The organism is Acinetobacter sp. 16, assembly GCF_033439925.1.
GTDB classification, from domain to species: Bacteria; Pseudomonadota; Gammaproteobacteria; order Pseudomonadales; family Moraxellaceae; genus Acinetobacter; species Acinetobacter junii.
The window spans coordinates 3,037,994-3,053,699 of record NZ_CP137746.1 but is presented as its reverse complement, the minus strand read 5'-3'; the positions used below and the strand labels follow the sequence as shown (position 1 = coordinate 3,053,699).

18 protein-coding genes are annotated in these 15,706 nt (G+C 38.6%); 5 read left to right on the top strand and 13 right to left on the bottom strand.

The annotated features are described in order from the left end of the window. Window positions 1-84 precede the first annotated feature (84 nt). The 3 genes from R2H34_RS14820 to R2H34_RS14810 all read right to left on the bottom strand — a co-directional run bounded on the left by R2H34_RS14820 (window position 85) and on the right by R2H34_RS14810 (window position 1,983). The gene (locus R2H34_RS14820) at window positions 85-399 is read right to left on the bottom strand and encodes a putative quinol monooxygenase (RefSeq protein WP_004964482.1); all 315 of its coding nucleotides are present in this window, start codon (window positions 397-399) and stop codon (window positions 85-87) included. A gap of 12 nt (window positions 400-411) precedes the next feature. Then, window positions 412-1,002: an NAD(P)H-dependent oxidoreductase gene (locus R2H34_RS14815; protein WP_087539589.1), complete on the bottom strand. Its 591-nt coding sequence runs from the start codon at window positions 1,000-1,002 to the stop codon at window positions 412-414. A 108-nt stretch (window positions 1,003-1,110) separates the two neighbouring features. Beyond that, window positions 1,111-1,983, bottom strand: coding sequence for a DUF4349 domain-containing protein (locus R2H34_RS14810; RefSeq protein WP_087539587.1), 873 nt, complete (start codon window positions 1,981-1,983; stop codon window positions 1,111-1,113). A gap of 182 nt (window positions 1,984-2,165) precedes the next feature. Here R2H34_RS14810 and R2H34_RS14805 point away from each other — a divergent pair, with 182 nt between their 5' ends. Next, window positions 2,166-2,537, top strand: coding sequence for a hypothetical protein (locus R2H34_RS14805; RefSeq protein ID WP_087539585.1), 372 nt, complete (start codon window positions 2,166-2,168; stop codon window positions 2,535-2,537). Between the two features lie 364 nt (window positions 2,538-2,901). Then, window positions 2,902-4,137 carry an MFS transporter gene (locus R2H34_RS14800; RefSeq protein WP_171488087.1) on the top strand — a complete coding sequence of 412 codons (1,236 nt, stop codon included), beginning with the start codon at window positions 2,902-2,904 and terminating at the stop codon, window positions 4,135-4,137. A gap of 20 nt (window positions 4,138-4,157) precedes the next feature. On the opposite strand, the gene yccS is transcribed toward R2H34_RS14800, so the two are convergent. The 4 genes from yccS to R2H34_RS14780 all read right to left on the bottom strand — a co-directional run bounded on the left by yccS (window position 4,158) and on the right by R2H34_RS14780 (window position 9,088). Continuing rightward, a complete protein-coding gene (yccS, locus tag R2H34_RS14795; RefSeq protein ID WP_087539581.1) occupies window positions 4,158-6,308 on the bottom strand; it encodes a YccS family putative transporter in 2,151 nt (716 codons plus the stop codon). Between the two features lie 227 nt (window positions 6,309-6,535). After that, window positions 6,536-7,117 (bottom strand): superoxide dismutase family protein, encoded by a 582-nt coding sequence (sodC, locus tag R2H34_RS14790; protein WP_087539579.1) that lies wholly within the window; start codon window positions 7,115-7,117, stop codon window positions 6,536-6,538. Window positions 7,118-7,224: 107 nt separating this feature from the next. Next, window positions 7,225-8,322 (bottom strand): AI-2E family transporter, encoded by a 1,098-nt coding sequence (locus tag R2H34_RS14785; RefSeq protein WP_039047116.1) that lies wholly within the window; start codon window positions 8,320-8,322, stop codon window positions 7,225-7,227. Window positions 8,323-8,443: 121 nt separating this feature from the next. Beyond that, complete coding sequence (locus tag R2H34_RS14780) at window positions 8,444-9,088, bottom strand: ParA family protein (RefSeq protein WP_004909505.1); 645 nt, start codon at window positions 9,086-9,088, stop codon at window positions 8,444-8,446. A 130-nt stretch (window positions 9,089-9,218) separates the two neighbouring features. Between R2H34_RS14780 and R2H34_RS14775 the strand changes: the two genes are divergently transcribed. Next, on the top strand, window positions 9,219-9,686 hold the full coding sequence (locus R2H34_RS14775) for a Holliday junction resolvase-like protein (protein WP_004909502.1): 468 nt from the start codon (window positions 9,219-9,221) through the stop codon (window positions 9,684-9,686). Window position 9,687: 1 nt separating this feature from the next. Here R2H34_RS14775 and R2H34_RS14770 read toward each other — a convergent pair whose 3' ends face one another. Then, a complete protein-coding gene (locus R2H34_RS14770; RefSeq protein WP_087539577.1) occupies window positions 9,688-10,323 on the bottom strand; it encodes a class I SAM-dependent methyltransferase in 636 nt (211 codons plus the stop codon). Between the two features lie 201 nt (window positions 10,324-10,524). Between R2H34_RS14770 and R2H34_RS14765 the strand changes: the two genes are divergently transcribed. Continuing rightward, window positions 10,525-11,088 (top strand): hypothetical protein, encoded by a 564-nt coding sequence (locus R2H34_RS14765; protein WP_026057391.1) that lies wholly within the window; start codon window positions 10,525-10,527, stop codon window positions 11,086-11,088. Window positions 11,089-11,134: 46 nt separating this feature from the next. On the opposite strand, the gene R2H34_RS14760 is transcribed toward R2H34_RS14765, so the two are convergent. Both R2H34_RS14760 and R2H34_RS14755 read right to left on the bottom strand, forming a co-directional pair. Continuing rightward, window positions 11,135-11,677 carry a hypothetical protein gene (locus R2H34_RS14760; protein ID WP_087539575.1) on the bottom strand — a complete coding sequence of 181 codons (543 nt, stop codon included), beginning with the start codon at window positions 11,675-11,677 and terminating at the stop codon, window positions 11,135-11,137. Window positions 11,678-11,695: 18 nt separating this feature from the next. Next, window positions 11,696-12,475 (bottom strand): class I SAM-dependent methyltransferase, encoded by a 780-nt coding sequence (locus R2H34_RS14755; RefSeq protein ID WP_087539573.1) that lies wholly within the window; start codon window positions 12,473-12,475, stop codon window positions 11,696-11,698. 121 nt (window positions 12,476-12,596) lie between these two features. On the opposite strand from R2H34_RS14755, the gene R2H34_RS14750 reads away from it, so the two are divergent. Next, a complete protein-coding gene (locus tag R2H34_RS14750; RefSeq protein WP_318342320.1) occupies window positions 12,597-13,868 on the top strand; it encodes a hypothetical protein in 1,272 nt (423 codons plus the stop codon). 57 nt (window positions 13,869-13,925) lie between these two features. Here R2H34_RS14750 and R2H34_RS14745 read toward each other — a convergent pair whose 3' ends face one another. The 3 genes from R2H34_RS14745 to R2H34_RS14735 all read right to left on the bottom strand — a co-directional run bounded on the left by R2H34_RS14745 (window position 13,926) and on the right by R2H34_RS14735 (window position 15,568). Next, on the bottom strand, window positions 13,926-14,513 hold the full coding sequence (locus R2H34_RS14745) for a hypothetical protein (protein ID WP_004909486.1): 588 nt from the start codon (window positions 14,511-14,513) through the stop codon (window positions 13,926-13,928). A gap of 155 nt (window positions 14,514-14,668) precedes the next feature. Then, on the bottom strand, window positions 14,669-15,115 hold the full coding sequence (locus R2H34_RS14740) for a hypothetical protein (protein ID WP_004909481.1): 447 nt from the start codon (window positions 15,113-15,115) through the stop codon (window positions 14,669-14,671). A gap of 36 nt (window positions 15,116-15,151) precedes the next feature. Continuing rightward, the gene (locus tag R2H34_RS14735; RefSeq protein ID WP_005403282.1) at window positions 15,152-15,568 is read right to left on the bottom strand and encodes a hypothetical protein; all 417 of its coding nucleotides are present in this window, start codon (window positions 15,566-15,568) and stop codon (window positions 15,152-15,154) included. Window positions 15,569-15,706: the final 138 nt, after the last annotated feature.

Sequence of the window (15,706 nt, the reverse complement as noted above, 5' to 3'; positions counted from 1 at the left end):
TCTTCTTGAAATCACGCAGGTTGCAGATGACATTACCGAGTATCATATATTTTATGAGGATTTGATAAATAACCAATCTTTGTTCTAAATCCCATTTTCCAAAATACGCACTTTCACATCAGCCACATGCGCTTTGGTCGCTTCAAAATGCTTCAGCATATGTGCCGTTTGCATATGTGCTTCAAGGTGAGCGGTACTTTCCCATTGTTCTAACATCACAATGCTATTTTCATCTTGTGTTTGCATTTCAATTGCAGGTAAATGATCAATCAATGGCGCATAACCATGACAACCATCTTCTGCCAATACAGTTGGAATGATTTTTTGGAAAGCATCTAGTACTGCTTGGCGGTGTCCTGCACCTGCATGTGTCTGAATTTCTGCAATAATTGTCAACATAGCATTTCTCTCTTAATGGGCAGTCGCAAAAAGCTGATCTAAATGTGCTTTATAAGCTTCGACGTAGCTTGGGACATCAGGCATTTTGATTACATCATTCACGATAAATGTAGGTAATGATTCCATACCCAAGAATTGATTGGCTTTATGAAAAGGTAAATACACGCCATCTACACCCACACCGTGAAAGAATTGGTCAGGATCAGTGAGCGCTTCCATTGGTGCGTTCCATGTCAACGACAACATGTATTTTTTACCTTGAATCAAGCCACCTGAACCATACTTTTTAGAAGCATCAGAACGGCTACGTCCATCGCTTGCATAGAGGGAACCATGACCAATCGTAAATACATCATCAATATATTTTTTCATCGTCCATGGTGCGCCCATCCACCAACCTGGCATTTGATAGATCACTACATCTGCCCATAAATATTTTTCAATTTCGGCTTGGATGTCATAGTCACTGTCGGTACGTGTCACTTGTACTGTATGACCTAAAGCTTTTAAATATGATTCTGAAAAGTCAGTCAGGGTGTCATTCAATTCACCATTTGAGTGAGCGAATTGTTTCGCGCCATTAATAATTAAAATATTGCTCATAAAATTAAACTCAAAAATAGATTTCTAAAACTTGAGTGCATTTTAGATAATCTATTCATGAGTAAAAATGCGCAAATAAGCAAAATACTATTGATCAAAAATCAATAATTAGCTGTTTTGTTTTCTAGATTTATAGGCTTTACGAATAAACCAAACTGCAACAATTACAAGGAAAAATGCCCAGAATTGGATCAACCACAAAATAGTTTCTTTAAAATAAGAAAGCCCAATTTTGAATGCATCGGCTATCCGAGTCATTAAAGGTTCGCTATCGAGATGTGCAATACGATGAATGTTTAAATCTTGAGTTTTGCGAACTTGTGCTTGTTGAAAGTATTCGATGCGTATTGTGCTGTAAGTCAAACGATCTTTGACCTCAAGTTGAGTCAATTGTTGAAGTTGATTATTGACTGTATTAGATGTGCTAGGGCTTTGATTTGCTGTATTAAGTTTTTCTTCTAACAGTTTCAGTTCATATCGCTTAGCTTCATAGCTTTGATTATTAAAGTTGAGCATCAAAGGCAATAGACTATTCAAAAAGGCAGTAACTTGTTCATTTGGAACACGAATCGTAAGTTGTACGGTAGGGATGATTTTTTCATAAACATCTATATGACCATCGAGACGTTCGCGCTGCGAGCTATCACTAACCTGATAATTCACTTGTTTTTCTTCGATATAGCCATTTTGTTTGAGGAGTTGCTGTTCAAGTATAGCCGTCGTTTTTTGAACATCTTTGACTTCAAATTGTAGTTGAGCTGTTTTTACTAATTGTCGGCTTTGTTCTAGGGTGCTTTGTTGATCGCTGAGTAATTGCTCAGGATTTTTTGCAGTCTGACTTTGAGATGTATCTTGCGCTGCGGCAACACTTTCAGTGGCCATTGCAGCCTCACCTGCAGGCGCTTCTTCCTTTTTAGAACAAGCAATCACTGAACTGCTTATGATTAAAATTAGAGTTAACTTTTTTGCTAAATCTGACATGTGTGTATGCCTAAAAGTTTCTGATATTGATGTTATGGGGTTGTTTTATTTTGAGGATCACAATTGTTATCAAAGCATTGATAAATACAACAAATCTCTCATATGTCGCATACATTTTGTTATTCGACAGTTCATTTTTGCATAGTAGCATAAAAGAATAATGCAAATCGGAAGACTACAAAATGCATAAACTTTGGATCATTTTAGGATGTGCAATTTTTTTGACTGCATGTAATCAACCGATTGCTCAGTCACAACAACAAGCTGCTGTGCAAAAAAGTACAGCGATGCATGCGGTACTACTTGACCAACCCAATTTGTTTCATGATGAAACTAATCTCAAAATTGATCAGCAATTTAATAGTGCTGAAAATCCTACAGATGCTGAGATTACCGTAGAGCAAGCGCAGTTAGATGATTCGGTAGCGGCTATTCGCACTGAATATCAGTTAAAACGTGATCAAGAGACTTGGAAAGTGGTGAATAAAAAACAAAGCTATCAATGTGCTCGAGGAGGGAATACCAAGACTTTCCAGTTTGAGCTATGTCCTTAAATGGTGAGTTATCTTTTAAGGTCGTGTGAAAGTTGAGCAGAATTGTGGATAACTTTTTGGTTATTCACATATCCACACAATTGATTTGCTTTGCTTAAATTGCGGTCATTTTTAAAAAGTGCTAAAGTTGCGCTTGGTAATTTTTCCAATAGGTAAAACTTTTTACCAATCTCACGTAAATAAATTGTTTTCTTAATACACCTTGTGAATACGGTGTTTTCACACTTTTACATGCGCTCTCACTGCATGGAAATCAAAATTTAATTTAAATCAAAACCATAAAATGATGTGGTGCGGAATCTATTTTCTTTTTTTCAGAGAAATAGACGGCACACGAATTGGTTATTTTTGTGAATAAAACATGATGACGAATAATCAAAGCATGACGTTAAACCGTATAACGCTCATGTTTCCATTGGCTTTAGTGCTATTTGAGTTTTCAGTTTATATCGGTAATGATTTGATTCAGCCAGCGATGTTGGCGATCACAGAGCAATTTGCAGTCAGCGCAACTTGGGCACCATCTTCAATGTCATTTTACTTATTGGGTGGTGCTAGTGTCGCTTGGTTACTGGGACCACTTTCAGATCGGCTTGGACGTAAGAAAGTCTTATTGGTCGGTGTAGCTTTTTTTACGATTTGCTGTTTGTTGATTTTATTGACCCATAATATTCAACAATTCCTGACCTTGCGCTTCTTGCAGGGTATTGGTTTAAGTGTGATATCAGCCGTTGGATATGCGGCAATTCAAGAAACTTTTGAAGAGCGTGATGCCATTAAAGTCATGGCATTGATGGCAAATATTTCCTTGCTTGCGCCTTTGCTTGGACCTGTATTAGGCGCGTTCCTGATTGATTATGTGTCATGGCACTGGGGCTTTGTGGCGATTGCTTTTATTTCTTTTCTCAGTTGGTTCGGCTTAAATAAATTTATGCCAGCCTCGCAAGAAAGTCGTAAACAAGCGAAACAACCCTTTCGTTATATCTGGGATGATTTCAAACAAGTATTTAGTAATCGCCAGTTTTTAGGTTTAAGTGTTGCATTACCGATTGTAGGAATGCCACTGATGCTGTGGATTGCTTTGTCGCCGATTATTCTTGTAGATGAATTAAAGCTGAGTAGTGTGCAATATGGCTTGGCACAGTTTCCTGTGTTTTTTGGTTTGATTGCAGGCAATATCGTTCTGATCAAAATTATGGATCGTTATGCACTGGGTAAAACCATTTTAATGGGTTTGCCGATTATGCTAGTAGGTACTTTATTTTTGATGCTCGGTGTGATTTGGCAAATGTATTTAGTGCCATGTTTGCTGATCGGTATGACCTTAATTAGTTTTGGTGAAGGGATTAGCTTTTCAGTGATTTATCGTTTTGCATTGATGTCCTCTGACGTATCGAAAGGAACGGTCGCGGCTGCGGTTTCAATATTGATGATGGTGAGTTTCTTCTCAATTATTGAAGTGGTTCGTCTGCTATATACCTATTTTCATATTTGGGCATTTGTATTGACGAGTTTTGCCTTGATAGCTTTTTGGTTTGGCATACCTCGAATGGTACTTAAGCAATATATGCAAACAAGGCTGCAACAAGGCATTCATTAATTAGCGTTGAGCTAAACGCGCTACTTAATTTCTAGTTCAAGTAGTTTATTTTTTAACATCACCAATTCGGGCAGAGTCTCAAGCAATAGCGTTATTTGTTTTAACAATAGTTGCTGTTGTTCTGAGACTTGAGCTATTGAATTTAAACGATCAATTTCGCTAAACATCTCTTGGATGTGCTTTTCTGGAAGCGCTTGCCTTTCGATCAATGTTTGATTAAGCAATATTTCACTCTGGTCTAATAGCTTCAAAATATTTTGATCTTGAATTTGCACACGTTGATGACCCAGTGCTGAAACATAGCTCAACTGACTATGACTGTAGACCAAATAGCGAAATGCATAGTGAATGAGTTCTTGGTTTGGTTCAGGTTCTGTACTCAGACTAGAAATCATATTAGATAATTCAATCTGAGCATTATGGGCGGCACGACGAGCTTTTCGATACTCAAGATCGTTGGAGCGACCTTGATGATATTGCTGGACAACTGCATGCAAATAATTGAGCGTTGCTTGACTGCTTTTGCGGATATTTTCAGGAATATTTCGGAAATTCCAATCTGGCCATATGAAGTTAACCGCTAGCCATGCGATTGCACAGCCGATCAACGTGTCAATGATACGCGGCAAAATAATGCTGAAACCTGCGCCTTTTAAATTGAAAATTAACAACACCATTAGCGTTGCCATCACTGTTGCGAGTGCATATTTTTTCTGACGCAAATAGAAAAAATATACTCCGCAAATTACAGTAATAACCAATTGACCTTCGATGCTAGGTACAAAATAAAGAACGGGCACACCTAAAAGCACACCCAACAACGTGCCAATCGTTCTAAGTTTTAAGCGACTTTTAGTGGCAAAGTAAGTGATCTGACAAACGAACAAACTGGTCAATAAAATCCAATAGCCATTTTTTGCAAAAGGCATCAAGGACACGGCATAACCTACGGCAAACACAATAGCTAAGCGAATTGCATGACGAAATAAAGCAGACTGAGGACTTAGATGCTGTTTTAGTTTTAACAATAAATCCTGAAAGCCTTGAATATCCTCATCCAGTAAGTTGAGATGAGCTTGTTGATGTTGTGTTGATCTTATTTCGATGTTTTGTGGAAATTGCAGTTGAGCAAATTGTTCATGAATACTTTTTAAGTTATTCAGAATCAGTTCTAGGTTTTTAACTTCAAGATTATGTGGATGTTGAGCAATCCAGTCTTGCATGGATTCTTCCAATTGAGCAAGCGCAGCATCAGCGAGTGGGGTATTTTGATAAGTACTTTTATGTAGCAAAGCCTGACTCAGTTTTTTGCAGGCAGTTGCTTGTAGAAACATATTTTTTTGAATACGAAAAATTAAATCACTACGGCTAAAGTTCTGATGGATTTTTTCATAGTGCAAATAATTAGAGGTGACTTGCTCATGAATATCTTGCGCAAAATAATATAAGTTTAGCCAATAGATACTGCTGTTATTGATGCGTGAGGATTTAAGTCGAGAAAGTAAGGATTGTTTTGCTTGATTTAGACTATTCACCACCTGTGCATTTTTTTGTGAGAGTTCAAATAACAGTGTTTCAACATTATCGACATTATCTGGATCAAACAACTTGGCTTTGCTCTGTAGCAGCTCACCCATTTCTTTGAAAATCGTTGAAATCTTCTCCTGTAAGGGTAGGGTTGGTCGAATCATAAAAAATAAGATCGAGGTCAATCCGTACCACACAGCACCGATGACAAAATAACTCGGTTGTTGATACCAATTTGCATATTCTCCTAGACCAAACATGGTGTAAATCGAAAGGAGAATCGTACCAAATGAAATCGTCGCATAACGTTGACCTAAAGCCCCCATGAGAATCAGTGCTGCACTGGACAGGCTAAGGTAAACGATAAACCAAAATTTATAAGGTACTAGAAATTCTAAAATGGTGCTAACACTAAAGAACAGTACACAGACATAGACCAAATTGCGTAGCCGAATACTCAGACGATCATCGAAGTCTGTGAGGGCAGCCGCAATTGCGCCTAATGTAACAGGAACAATGAATTGACCTAGTCCCAATCCGTGCAACACCAATGTAGTGCCTGTCAACACAATCAAAATTTGTAGGCAATACAGTAGAATCGAGTTTGATCGGAATCGATTAAAAAGATGATAAAGACTATTCACGACTATATTCTGCTATGTGTTGATTCATTATCATATAGCCATATTGCGTAGCTAAAATGATGTGCTGATCAAGATATTGAGTCAATTTTTCAACCTATTTTTGTTGATTTTTCATTTAATAAAACTAAGCAAAATTCGTGCTCATCTTTTATTTATAGTCATCTTTATAGATAAATTAAGTGAATAAAATCCTAAATTGTGGATATCTTTTGAGATACCCACAATCTTTATTTGATCACACCACAAGCAATTCTTTCACCACCTCCACCAAGGGGTTTAGGTGTGTCAGAATAATTATCCCCACCTGCATGAATCATAATCGCACGTCCCTGAATATCGGAGAGCTTTAATCGAGGTGCGATAACGGCTTGGGTTGCAAAGCCTTTTTCATTGACAGTGAGTGCAGGTAAATCACCTAAATGACCATTTTCTGGCGTACCGTGATGGGCAATATTGTCAGGATTGTAATGACCGCCCGCTGCCAGTGCTGCACCCATTTTTCCATCTTTCATTGCAGCTTCACATGACGGCTTCTCGTGAATATGAAAACCATGTTCACCCGATGGAAGTTTCCACAATGCAGGGGTGATGATCAGACCATTTGGACTTTCTTGGAAGGATACTGTACCAATCGAAGCACCTATACCATCGGCGCTAACCAGATAGATCGGGATTAAATATTTATGGTCGGAGCTAGTGGGCTGTTTCTGAATTTTTGCGGCATTATTGTCTAAGGGAGTTGATGAGCATGCGCTGATACTCATCATGATTGCACTAAAAACTGCATACCGTTTTAAGGTTGAAAGCATTGCGAATTATCCTTATCTATTTTGTCTTTATTTGATTGATTCAAACAAAGTCTGGGATAACGCGCAAGCTAGATTCTGTATGACAAGATAAATGGTCAAAATTGCATTTAGGATTTGGTTTCTGGTGGTGCTTCGATCGCAGCAATAGGTTCTTGAATATTTTCATGTAGCCATTCACGCCAAATCGCTAATAAGATTGCCAAAATCACAGGACCAATAAATAAGCCGACCAATCCAAAGCTAGCAATACCACCCAATACGCCAAACATGATTAAGATGAATGGGATTTTTGTTGCCCCTGAAATCACGAGTGGTCGAATCACATTATCTGAGCTGCTGACGACTAATAAGCCCCACACCACAACCCCAATTGCTTCAACTGTTTGACCTTGAGCAAATAACCATAAACCGACGCTGAGATACGAAATTGGAGTTCCAAAAGGAATTAATGCCAAGATAAATGTCACCATAGTCAACAACATTGGGTTGGGTACATCAGCTACAAAATAGCTTAGACCTGCCAAAATTGCTTGAGCTACAGCAGTTAAACCTACACCGTAAACGACTGCACGTGTTGTTTCAGAAATCGTTTCAAGATAATGATGCACACGAGGACCAATCACCATTTCAAGTGCGCGACTCACTTGTGACAGAATCAGCTGACCATCCCGATAAAAGAAGAACAAGGTCATAATGGCAAACGTAAGTTTGACGAGGTTACGACTAATCTCGCTCAAGACAAAACGACCGTAGCTGAGATGACCTTGAATCCATTCAGCGACATTTTTGGTAATACTATTCGGATCAGCACTTAATTCATTGACTGTACGACTGATGTCTTTGCCAATGATAGGGAGGTTACGAATAAAATCTGGGACTTGAATGTGTCCTGAAAATAATTGTTTTTGTAGATTAAAATATAAATTGCGACCTTCGAGTTGCAGCATGAAAATCGCAAAAATAAATGGGATACCAATCACTAAAATTACAAGTGTAATCATAATAGTAGCGTTCAGTGTAGGGCGGTTCTCACCAAAAAAACGACGTTGTACCCATAAATAAACGGGCCATGTCATATAGGCGATAATAGCCGCCCAAAGAACAGGGACAATAAAGTATTTAAGAATACTAAAGCCCAAAAACAATAAAACAAAAAACAATCCAAACAGCAAAACGCGTTGTAGTGTTGGAGCGTATTGTTGCACCATGGTTTTCTCTAGTGCCAAAAGATAATTGAAACCATATTAACTGAAAAACACCCTGAGTGAAATTTTCACTATAGGATTTCAGCATTAAAGATCAAAAGATTAGCTTTAGATACAGTGCTTAGAACCATTCGCTCGGGTCATCGACCAATTGGTTTAAAACAGGTTGCCATTGATGTTGGATGCTGACAAAGTTTTTTTGTGGCTTATCAAAAACACTTAAACCCTGCATGGCTAATGTTCCATAGGCACTTCTTTCTGATATCCATGCCACAGGTTCTTGTTCAATCTTGTTAAAGAAATCTTGGATATCTTTAGAGCTCGCGCTATTCGGTTTGACTCGATTTGCGACCAATAAGATTTGTACTTTTCCCTTGCGAATACGTTTAATCTCGTGAAGATGCTTGAGAAAACGGCGTGTACTATCAATATCGAAAAATGAAGGTTGTAATGGTGTCACAATCGCATGTGCTTCGCTCACCAATTGTTCAGCATGTTCACCAGATAAAGCGCCAGGCGCATCAATAATTAAATAATCGAGATTTTTGGGAGCTTCGCCGATTGATTTCTCATGTCGCCAATCGAGACTTTGAATATTAGTGACAGAGTCGGGGCGTTGTTTGAGCCATTGTAAGGATGATTTTTGATTATCTGCATCTGCGAGAGCGACTTTATAACCTTTTTGTGAGAGCGCAGTGGCGAGCGTAATCGCCGTCATTGTTTTACCACAGCCGCCTTTTTGATTTGCGATTAATATTGTCTTCATGAAATTAGATTTTTTAACGTGTGTTTTGTATTCCACTATACCTTAGCATCTTTTTGAACAGAGTGTGCTACACATGACAAAAGTTTAATGTTGCAGTTAAATAGCAGCGTTATTGAAAAAGGAATGACTTATGTCGGTTTGGCTTGCGATGTTGATTGGTGGCTGTATAGGGGTTGTGATTACCACCCTCATTTTATCAAATAGCCGCAATGGTCGTATTCAAGCTGAATATGAGAAATATATTGCTGAATTGGAACTAGAGCATAAACAGGCATTGTTAGATGCTCAAAAGCGTAGTGTGAATACCAGTCGTGCAGTCTTAAAAGGAAAAATGGCTGAGCAATTTGCCCCGATCTTACCTGAGTTTCAATATTTACCTAGTGATGCCAAATTTCTTGGTGATCCTGTCGATTATGTGGTGTTTGATGGCTATACCGATTTTCGTGACGGTGATGGTGATGCAGAAGATATTGAAGTGATTTTATTAGATATCAAAAGTGGTGGTGCGCGCTTGAGCAAAGGACAACAGGCGATTGCTCAAGCTGTTCGAGAAGGTCGAGTCCGTTTTGAAACTTTACGGATCGACTTTGATGATTAGCTCAAGGATTCAACAAAATCTTTTGCACTCGTGCAAGTAGCATCTTTTGTGCGATCGCAGGAATCCCCTCAGCATCAAAATATTGCTTTTCAATAAATTTGAATTTTGCTTGCGCTAGGCTCCGTTCGATATCCCGATTTAAATGGCAACCATCTCCAATGCGCTTCTGAATCGGAGTCAGTAAGGTTTGTAAAGATTGCATTTTTACCGATTCTGGATGTTTGACATGCTCAACGAGATGAAATGTTCCTGTAGGTTTAAGCACGCGATAGATTTCAGCTAATGCCTGTTCCAGTTTTGGGATACTACACAGGGTCCATGTCGAAATAATATGGTCTAGCGATGCATCAGCAAATGGTAGTTTCTCAGCACTGGATTGGACGTGTTTCACGTGGAAAGGTGCATTCTGAACACGCTCAATCGCCAAATGATAAATATCTGGATTCGGCTCAAGCGCATACAGGGTATCTATATTGCCATAAAATGGAATGTTGAGACCTGTACCAAACCCAATTTCGAGAATTTCACCTTCGATCGGAATGAGTAATTCGCGTCGTTTATCCATCAAACTGCCCGTTTGCATGACTTGATTGAGTAAATGCGGAAAGATTCGGCGTTGATAAAATTGATAAATCATAGAGAATCCATTCGTAGATTTAATGGGGGGCTGTCGCAGCTAGATGTGAAATGTCAACAGACCCTAAACACTGCACAAAAATATGACTAAAGATTATTTGATTGTTACCAAAAAAAGCAACTTTTCTCATGGTCTAAGCATACTATGAAAGCTCAAACGAGTTTATTTGCTATCAGTCATATTTTTGAGGAAGTAAAAGCCATGAAAAAGCGTCTATGGATGAGTTTATGCATGGTGGCTGCACTGGGTCAGGCACATGCTTCTGCCAGTGGAGTGGAATACAATATTGCGAAAGGTTTATCCCCTCAAGTGAAAGACCAATCGATTTCGGTATTGCAGCCTTTCTACGGTAATTTTCGTATTTTAGGATCTAAAGTTTATCAAGATGATGAGCAAGCCAAGTTTTCACCGATTGATTATGCTGTCAGTTGGGGATTGTTCGCGCATCCTGAAATCGCACGTAATATTTCAGTCAGTCAATATGACCGCTATTTGAATTGGAAAATGGACAAACTTCCCGTGCCTGCGGATCAAGCCATGCAAATGGTATCGAACATGCACATCATTCCTGCCAATCCTGAAATTGCCAAACAGATTAAACAAGTGAAACGTGGTGATTTGGTCCAGTTAAAAGGTGAACTGGTTGAAGTTCGTGATAAAGACTTAGTATGGAAGTCTTCGCTATCACCTACAGATATTGGCGATGGGGCATGTGAGTTATTTCGAGTGAATTCGATTCAATGGATTGAAAAGCAGAAAATCTAATTCAAATTAATCCAAGAAAACGAGGGGAATAACCCTCGTTTTTTATTTAATTGCTTTTATTTTCTGTAGCTTGAGCACTTCTCCAATGATGGAGTTGACTTTGTGCATGTAAATATTCATTTAACTGATTAACTTGCTGATTGGTGTCTGTTGTATTTTGTAGCGCCTTTGCTTGGCTTTCCCAATAATCATATAACAAACCTTGAATATAGCGTCCTTGTTGAGTTTTTAGATCTAAATCTTTAAGCATTGTGAGTGCAGAGTTCACATTGTCTTTTTGGCGTTGTGCTTCAAACTCTGGTGTCAACGTATTTTCTTGCTTCATTTTGGCAAGTTCGATTTCCATGCTATCAGTCATCTCAGTAAAGCGACGATCATAGTCATCCAACACAGCTATATCATGTGCATCATCTGCGGTCGTAGGAAATTGCTTGATCGGTGTCTGATTCAATTGACCAATCGCATCTTGACTAGAGCTAGTTTGATTTTCAGTTGTTGCTGTAGGTTCTTTGTCTTTGTTACAGCCTGTGAGAAAAAGGACTGAACTAAACAATGCTGCAAGGACATAAGTGGTTTTAACGGTTGGCATGGACATATTCATCCCTGATTAATTTGATATTTTCTGAAAGTGATAGGCATAGGTGATATAAGGGAAATCTATCTGATCTTGCGGAGATCGTCCCGTAAAATCAAATACAATTTGTTCAAATTTCGCTTTGAACTGTTGTTGTTCAGGATAGGGCATCGCTGCAATAAAACTGGTGGACAATAAGCGTTTGCTGACTACCTGTTCTACCGTACCAGAATGTATCAGTTGAAAGGTCTGCAAACTATTTAATTTGAATAAATCCTGATCATCGAAAACTTCTTTCCAGCGACCACTATGATAACGTGGAGTATCTCCTTCAAAAGGCGCTATTTCATCTGCTAAAGCTTGAACCCAATCAACATTGATGTCTCTTTGATTCCAAATTAATCCTAGATGACCTGATGGTTTGAGGACTCGATGGATATCAGAAAGGCTGAGTTGATTTGCAAACCAATGAAATGATTGCGCACAAATAACACGATCAATAGAAGCATTTTTGAAGGGGAGTGACTCTGCTGATGATTGAAAGCACTCAATATCAGGGTAGCTTTGTTGGAGCTGCTTTAACATCTCATTTATAGGCTCAACAGCCAGCACTTTGGCACCTGTTTGAATCAGGTATGGTAAGAATTTGCCAGTCCCAGAACCTAGGTCTATAACAGTTGAACTTTCACCTATTTTTAGACGATCTTGCAGCCAAACCACTATTTCTTGTGGATAATTGGGACGAACCTGTTGGTAAAGTTCAGCACCTGAACTGAAGCCTTTTTGCGCCGAAGGATGCAGGGATTGTGTCATTTTTTGCGCTTTTTAATCTGTTCTATTTCTATAAAATAAGATACTCCGCAATTTGGGTTTGGCAAAGTCATGATTTGGTGACTTTTTGATACCAACCTAGGATCAACTTTTCAGTGTGAGCATGGATAAGCAAATAATATTTGAAGATGAACATATTCGCGTTATTTTTTTGAAAGGTTCAAGCGACACATTAGTGGTTTCTTTTGGCGATTTGATTAGTCGAGCCAAAGGAATGTCCATCAATGCTGAAAAATCATTAATTAAATATGAATACAATGTCATCGGCATAATGCCGAAATTAAAAACATGGTTTCCTAAAACTAGCATGTTGCAGATGCAACAACAGATTCAGCCGATTCTTGAACAGTTTGAAAAGCGAGTGGGCTATGGCGGTTCAATGGGTGGCTATGCCGCAATAAAATACTCAAACTTGTTGAATATGCAAAAAATTGTGGCATTTGTACCACAATTTTCGATTGATCCAGAAGTTGTTGAAGATCGTCGTTATGCAGAATTTTTTGATGCATCTATTCATCAAAATATGCAGATTCAGGCGGATGAGGTCGACGCATCTCGGGAGTATATTCTTGTCTATGATCCCTATTTTGCTGAAGATAAAGAGCATTTCTTAAAAATAAAACCTTTGTTGCCACAGATGTATGTTATTCATTTGCCCTTTACAGCACATGAAGCACTTTCTGTATTGGCAAGCTCGCAACTGTTACATGATTTTGTAGAAAAGCCGTTTGAGCTGACGTATTTTTATCGCCGTGTGCGTGAAGTGAAAAAACAAAGTAAGTTCTACTATCGTCATGTTTTGGATGCTGCCTTATCGAAGCATCAACAAGGATTGTTAAAGATTTTAGAAAACAATGACTTTGCACTTGATGAACGATATTTTGATGCTGTAATGAAACAAAAACTCGTTCAACAGTTGTTTAAATTGCGACAGGGAACTGAGCAGAATTTACATAAATTAGGTGCGCATGCACATTTTGTTCAAAAAATTCAAACAGCAGCTGCCAACGTCTGTACCCCACAAAACCAATTCTTGGTTTTTAACTTGGTTAGTTTAAAACTTGAAAGCTATAGTGCAGAGCATATTCAGGAAAATTCACAATACCTTGTGCCTTTGCACTTAAAGCCGAATGCGCTAGTTGAGTTAAATTTAAACGATGAATATTATTTCTTGACCATGAATGATCGGGGGATTTATAAACTGATCAAGTTCGGTGATGCTTTACCTCTAGATCAATCACCACTGATATTTAAACAATATCCAGATTTTTATAATCTTAGTTATAAGCAACTGACTTTAAGTTGTGAAGATGATGGTCTGACGCATTTTATTGAGAGTCATTCTGCTGAGCAGAGTCGATTACAACTCTGTTAAACAAAAAAAGCCCTTACATTGCTAAGGGCTTTTATTTATTAGATGGGTATTAAGTAATTAATTAATGCCGACTTTAGCATTGGTGTTTACATTGGCATTTACACCTAAAACTTTTACACCCACGTTAGTGCCTGCTTGCAGATTTTTCTTATCTGCATTTAAGCCTGTTTTGGCATCTACCGCTGCTGTTTTATTATTAAGCTGCGCTTTTGCATTGGTTTGAGCTTCTAAGCTTAGCGCCTTAGAAGCTGCTTGCTTGTCCGCAATACGTTTTTTCACATCCGCCGTTTTGTCAGCAGCAAATGTTCGACCATCTACGGCTTTCTCTACAGCATAATCTTTCGTATTTTTCACGGCAGTACCCGTAGTATGAATCACTTTTGATCCTATATTTGCAGCAGTACCGACAGTTTTCTGAGATGCATTCACACCTGTGTTGACGGCCGCATGACCAACATGTTGTGCTGCATGACCAACGCCTTGTGCTGTGTTAGCAACTGCACCTGTAATGCCTTTTACCAATCCACCAGATTGAACATTCACTTGAGCAGATCCATTCGCATTTACCCCTACATTTTGTGCAAAAACAGAAGCAGAAGCGAGAATAGTTGTTGTCACGATAGCTGTTTTGATCATTTTCTTCATTGCGATTTCCTTTAAAGATGTGCCATGTTGGGGCACTTCATGAACGCAAATGAATCATATCGAGCAAATGAGAGAAAGCTATGGATTTCAGCAAAACTTTACAACTAGATTACAGCTTAAAAACACTTTGGATAGAAATTGTGGAGATGGCAAACTTAGCCACATTGGTCCAAAACGGTTTGGTTAAAGTAGCTTTTTAACTTGTCAAAGTTATGTTTTACCTCAGGTTTCTGAATGTCAAATACTGTGGTTTTTCGGGTTTTCTGATCTAATACAGGTTTTTCAGTGGTCGCATTGAATAAACGATTCGGCACATATTGATAGGTCTCAGAAAAAGCCCGACTTAACTGATTGCCTTTAAATTCCCATGATTCCGTACTCTGCCCACCATCAAAATAACCTGTAAACTGGATCATACAATGATTCTTGTATTTATTTAAGGATGCGGCATTGGTCTTGGTATCGGGTAGGGCATCAATGTTCTGAACCAGTTGCAGTTGTTGTAAAGGCTGCTCGGCTTGAGAAGAGAGCGTTGAACACGCGGTAAAGCCAATACTACTGACTAAACAAAGCAAAATGGTTTTAAAAGGCATAACTGTCATTGTTTCATTCATTCCTATAAATTTTGTTCAATCGTATTAATTTGATGAGGGTTGGCTCAGTTCAGCACGTTCAATAGGAATATTTCCATCATTGGTTCCAATCACGGCATCTTTGGTGTCTTGCCATTTTTTAGCAGTATATTGTTTGGCTTTTTCGGTTTGTTCCTGAACAATGACGGATTGTTCAGCCGTGTATTCTTTTGTGGTTTTCCACTTTTCACTCATTTTTTGTGAGGTGTTTTCCGATGCACCTTGGATGGATTCACCTAGGTTTTGTAGCCCTTTACCTGTTTTATACAGCAATACTCGACCAAGGCTCGGGTTGTCACCATAAGGGAGTGTTTTTTCAGCCGTAGTCGTGTTTGCATTTGTGGCTGTTGTATTTTCGGTTGCCCAGAGAGAAGACGATGCGATCAGTGTAGTCGCTAAACACAGAGCAGATATTTTTTTCATCATCTTTTATCCTTTTGGCAATAATGTTGCAATTCAAGTTTTATAGCTTATCGCCAAGTTCAAGAAAAGAATGTAGGTGATATGAAATTGATAATGTTCGTAACGTTAATTAAAAAGAGACTATCTATATGATAAGAG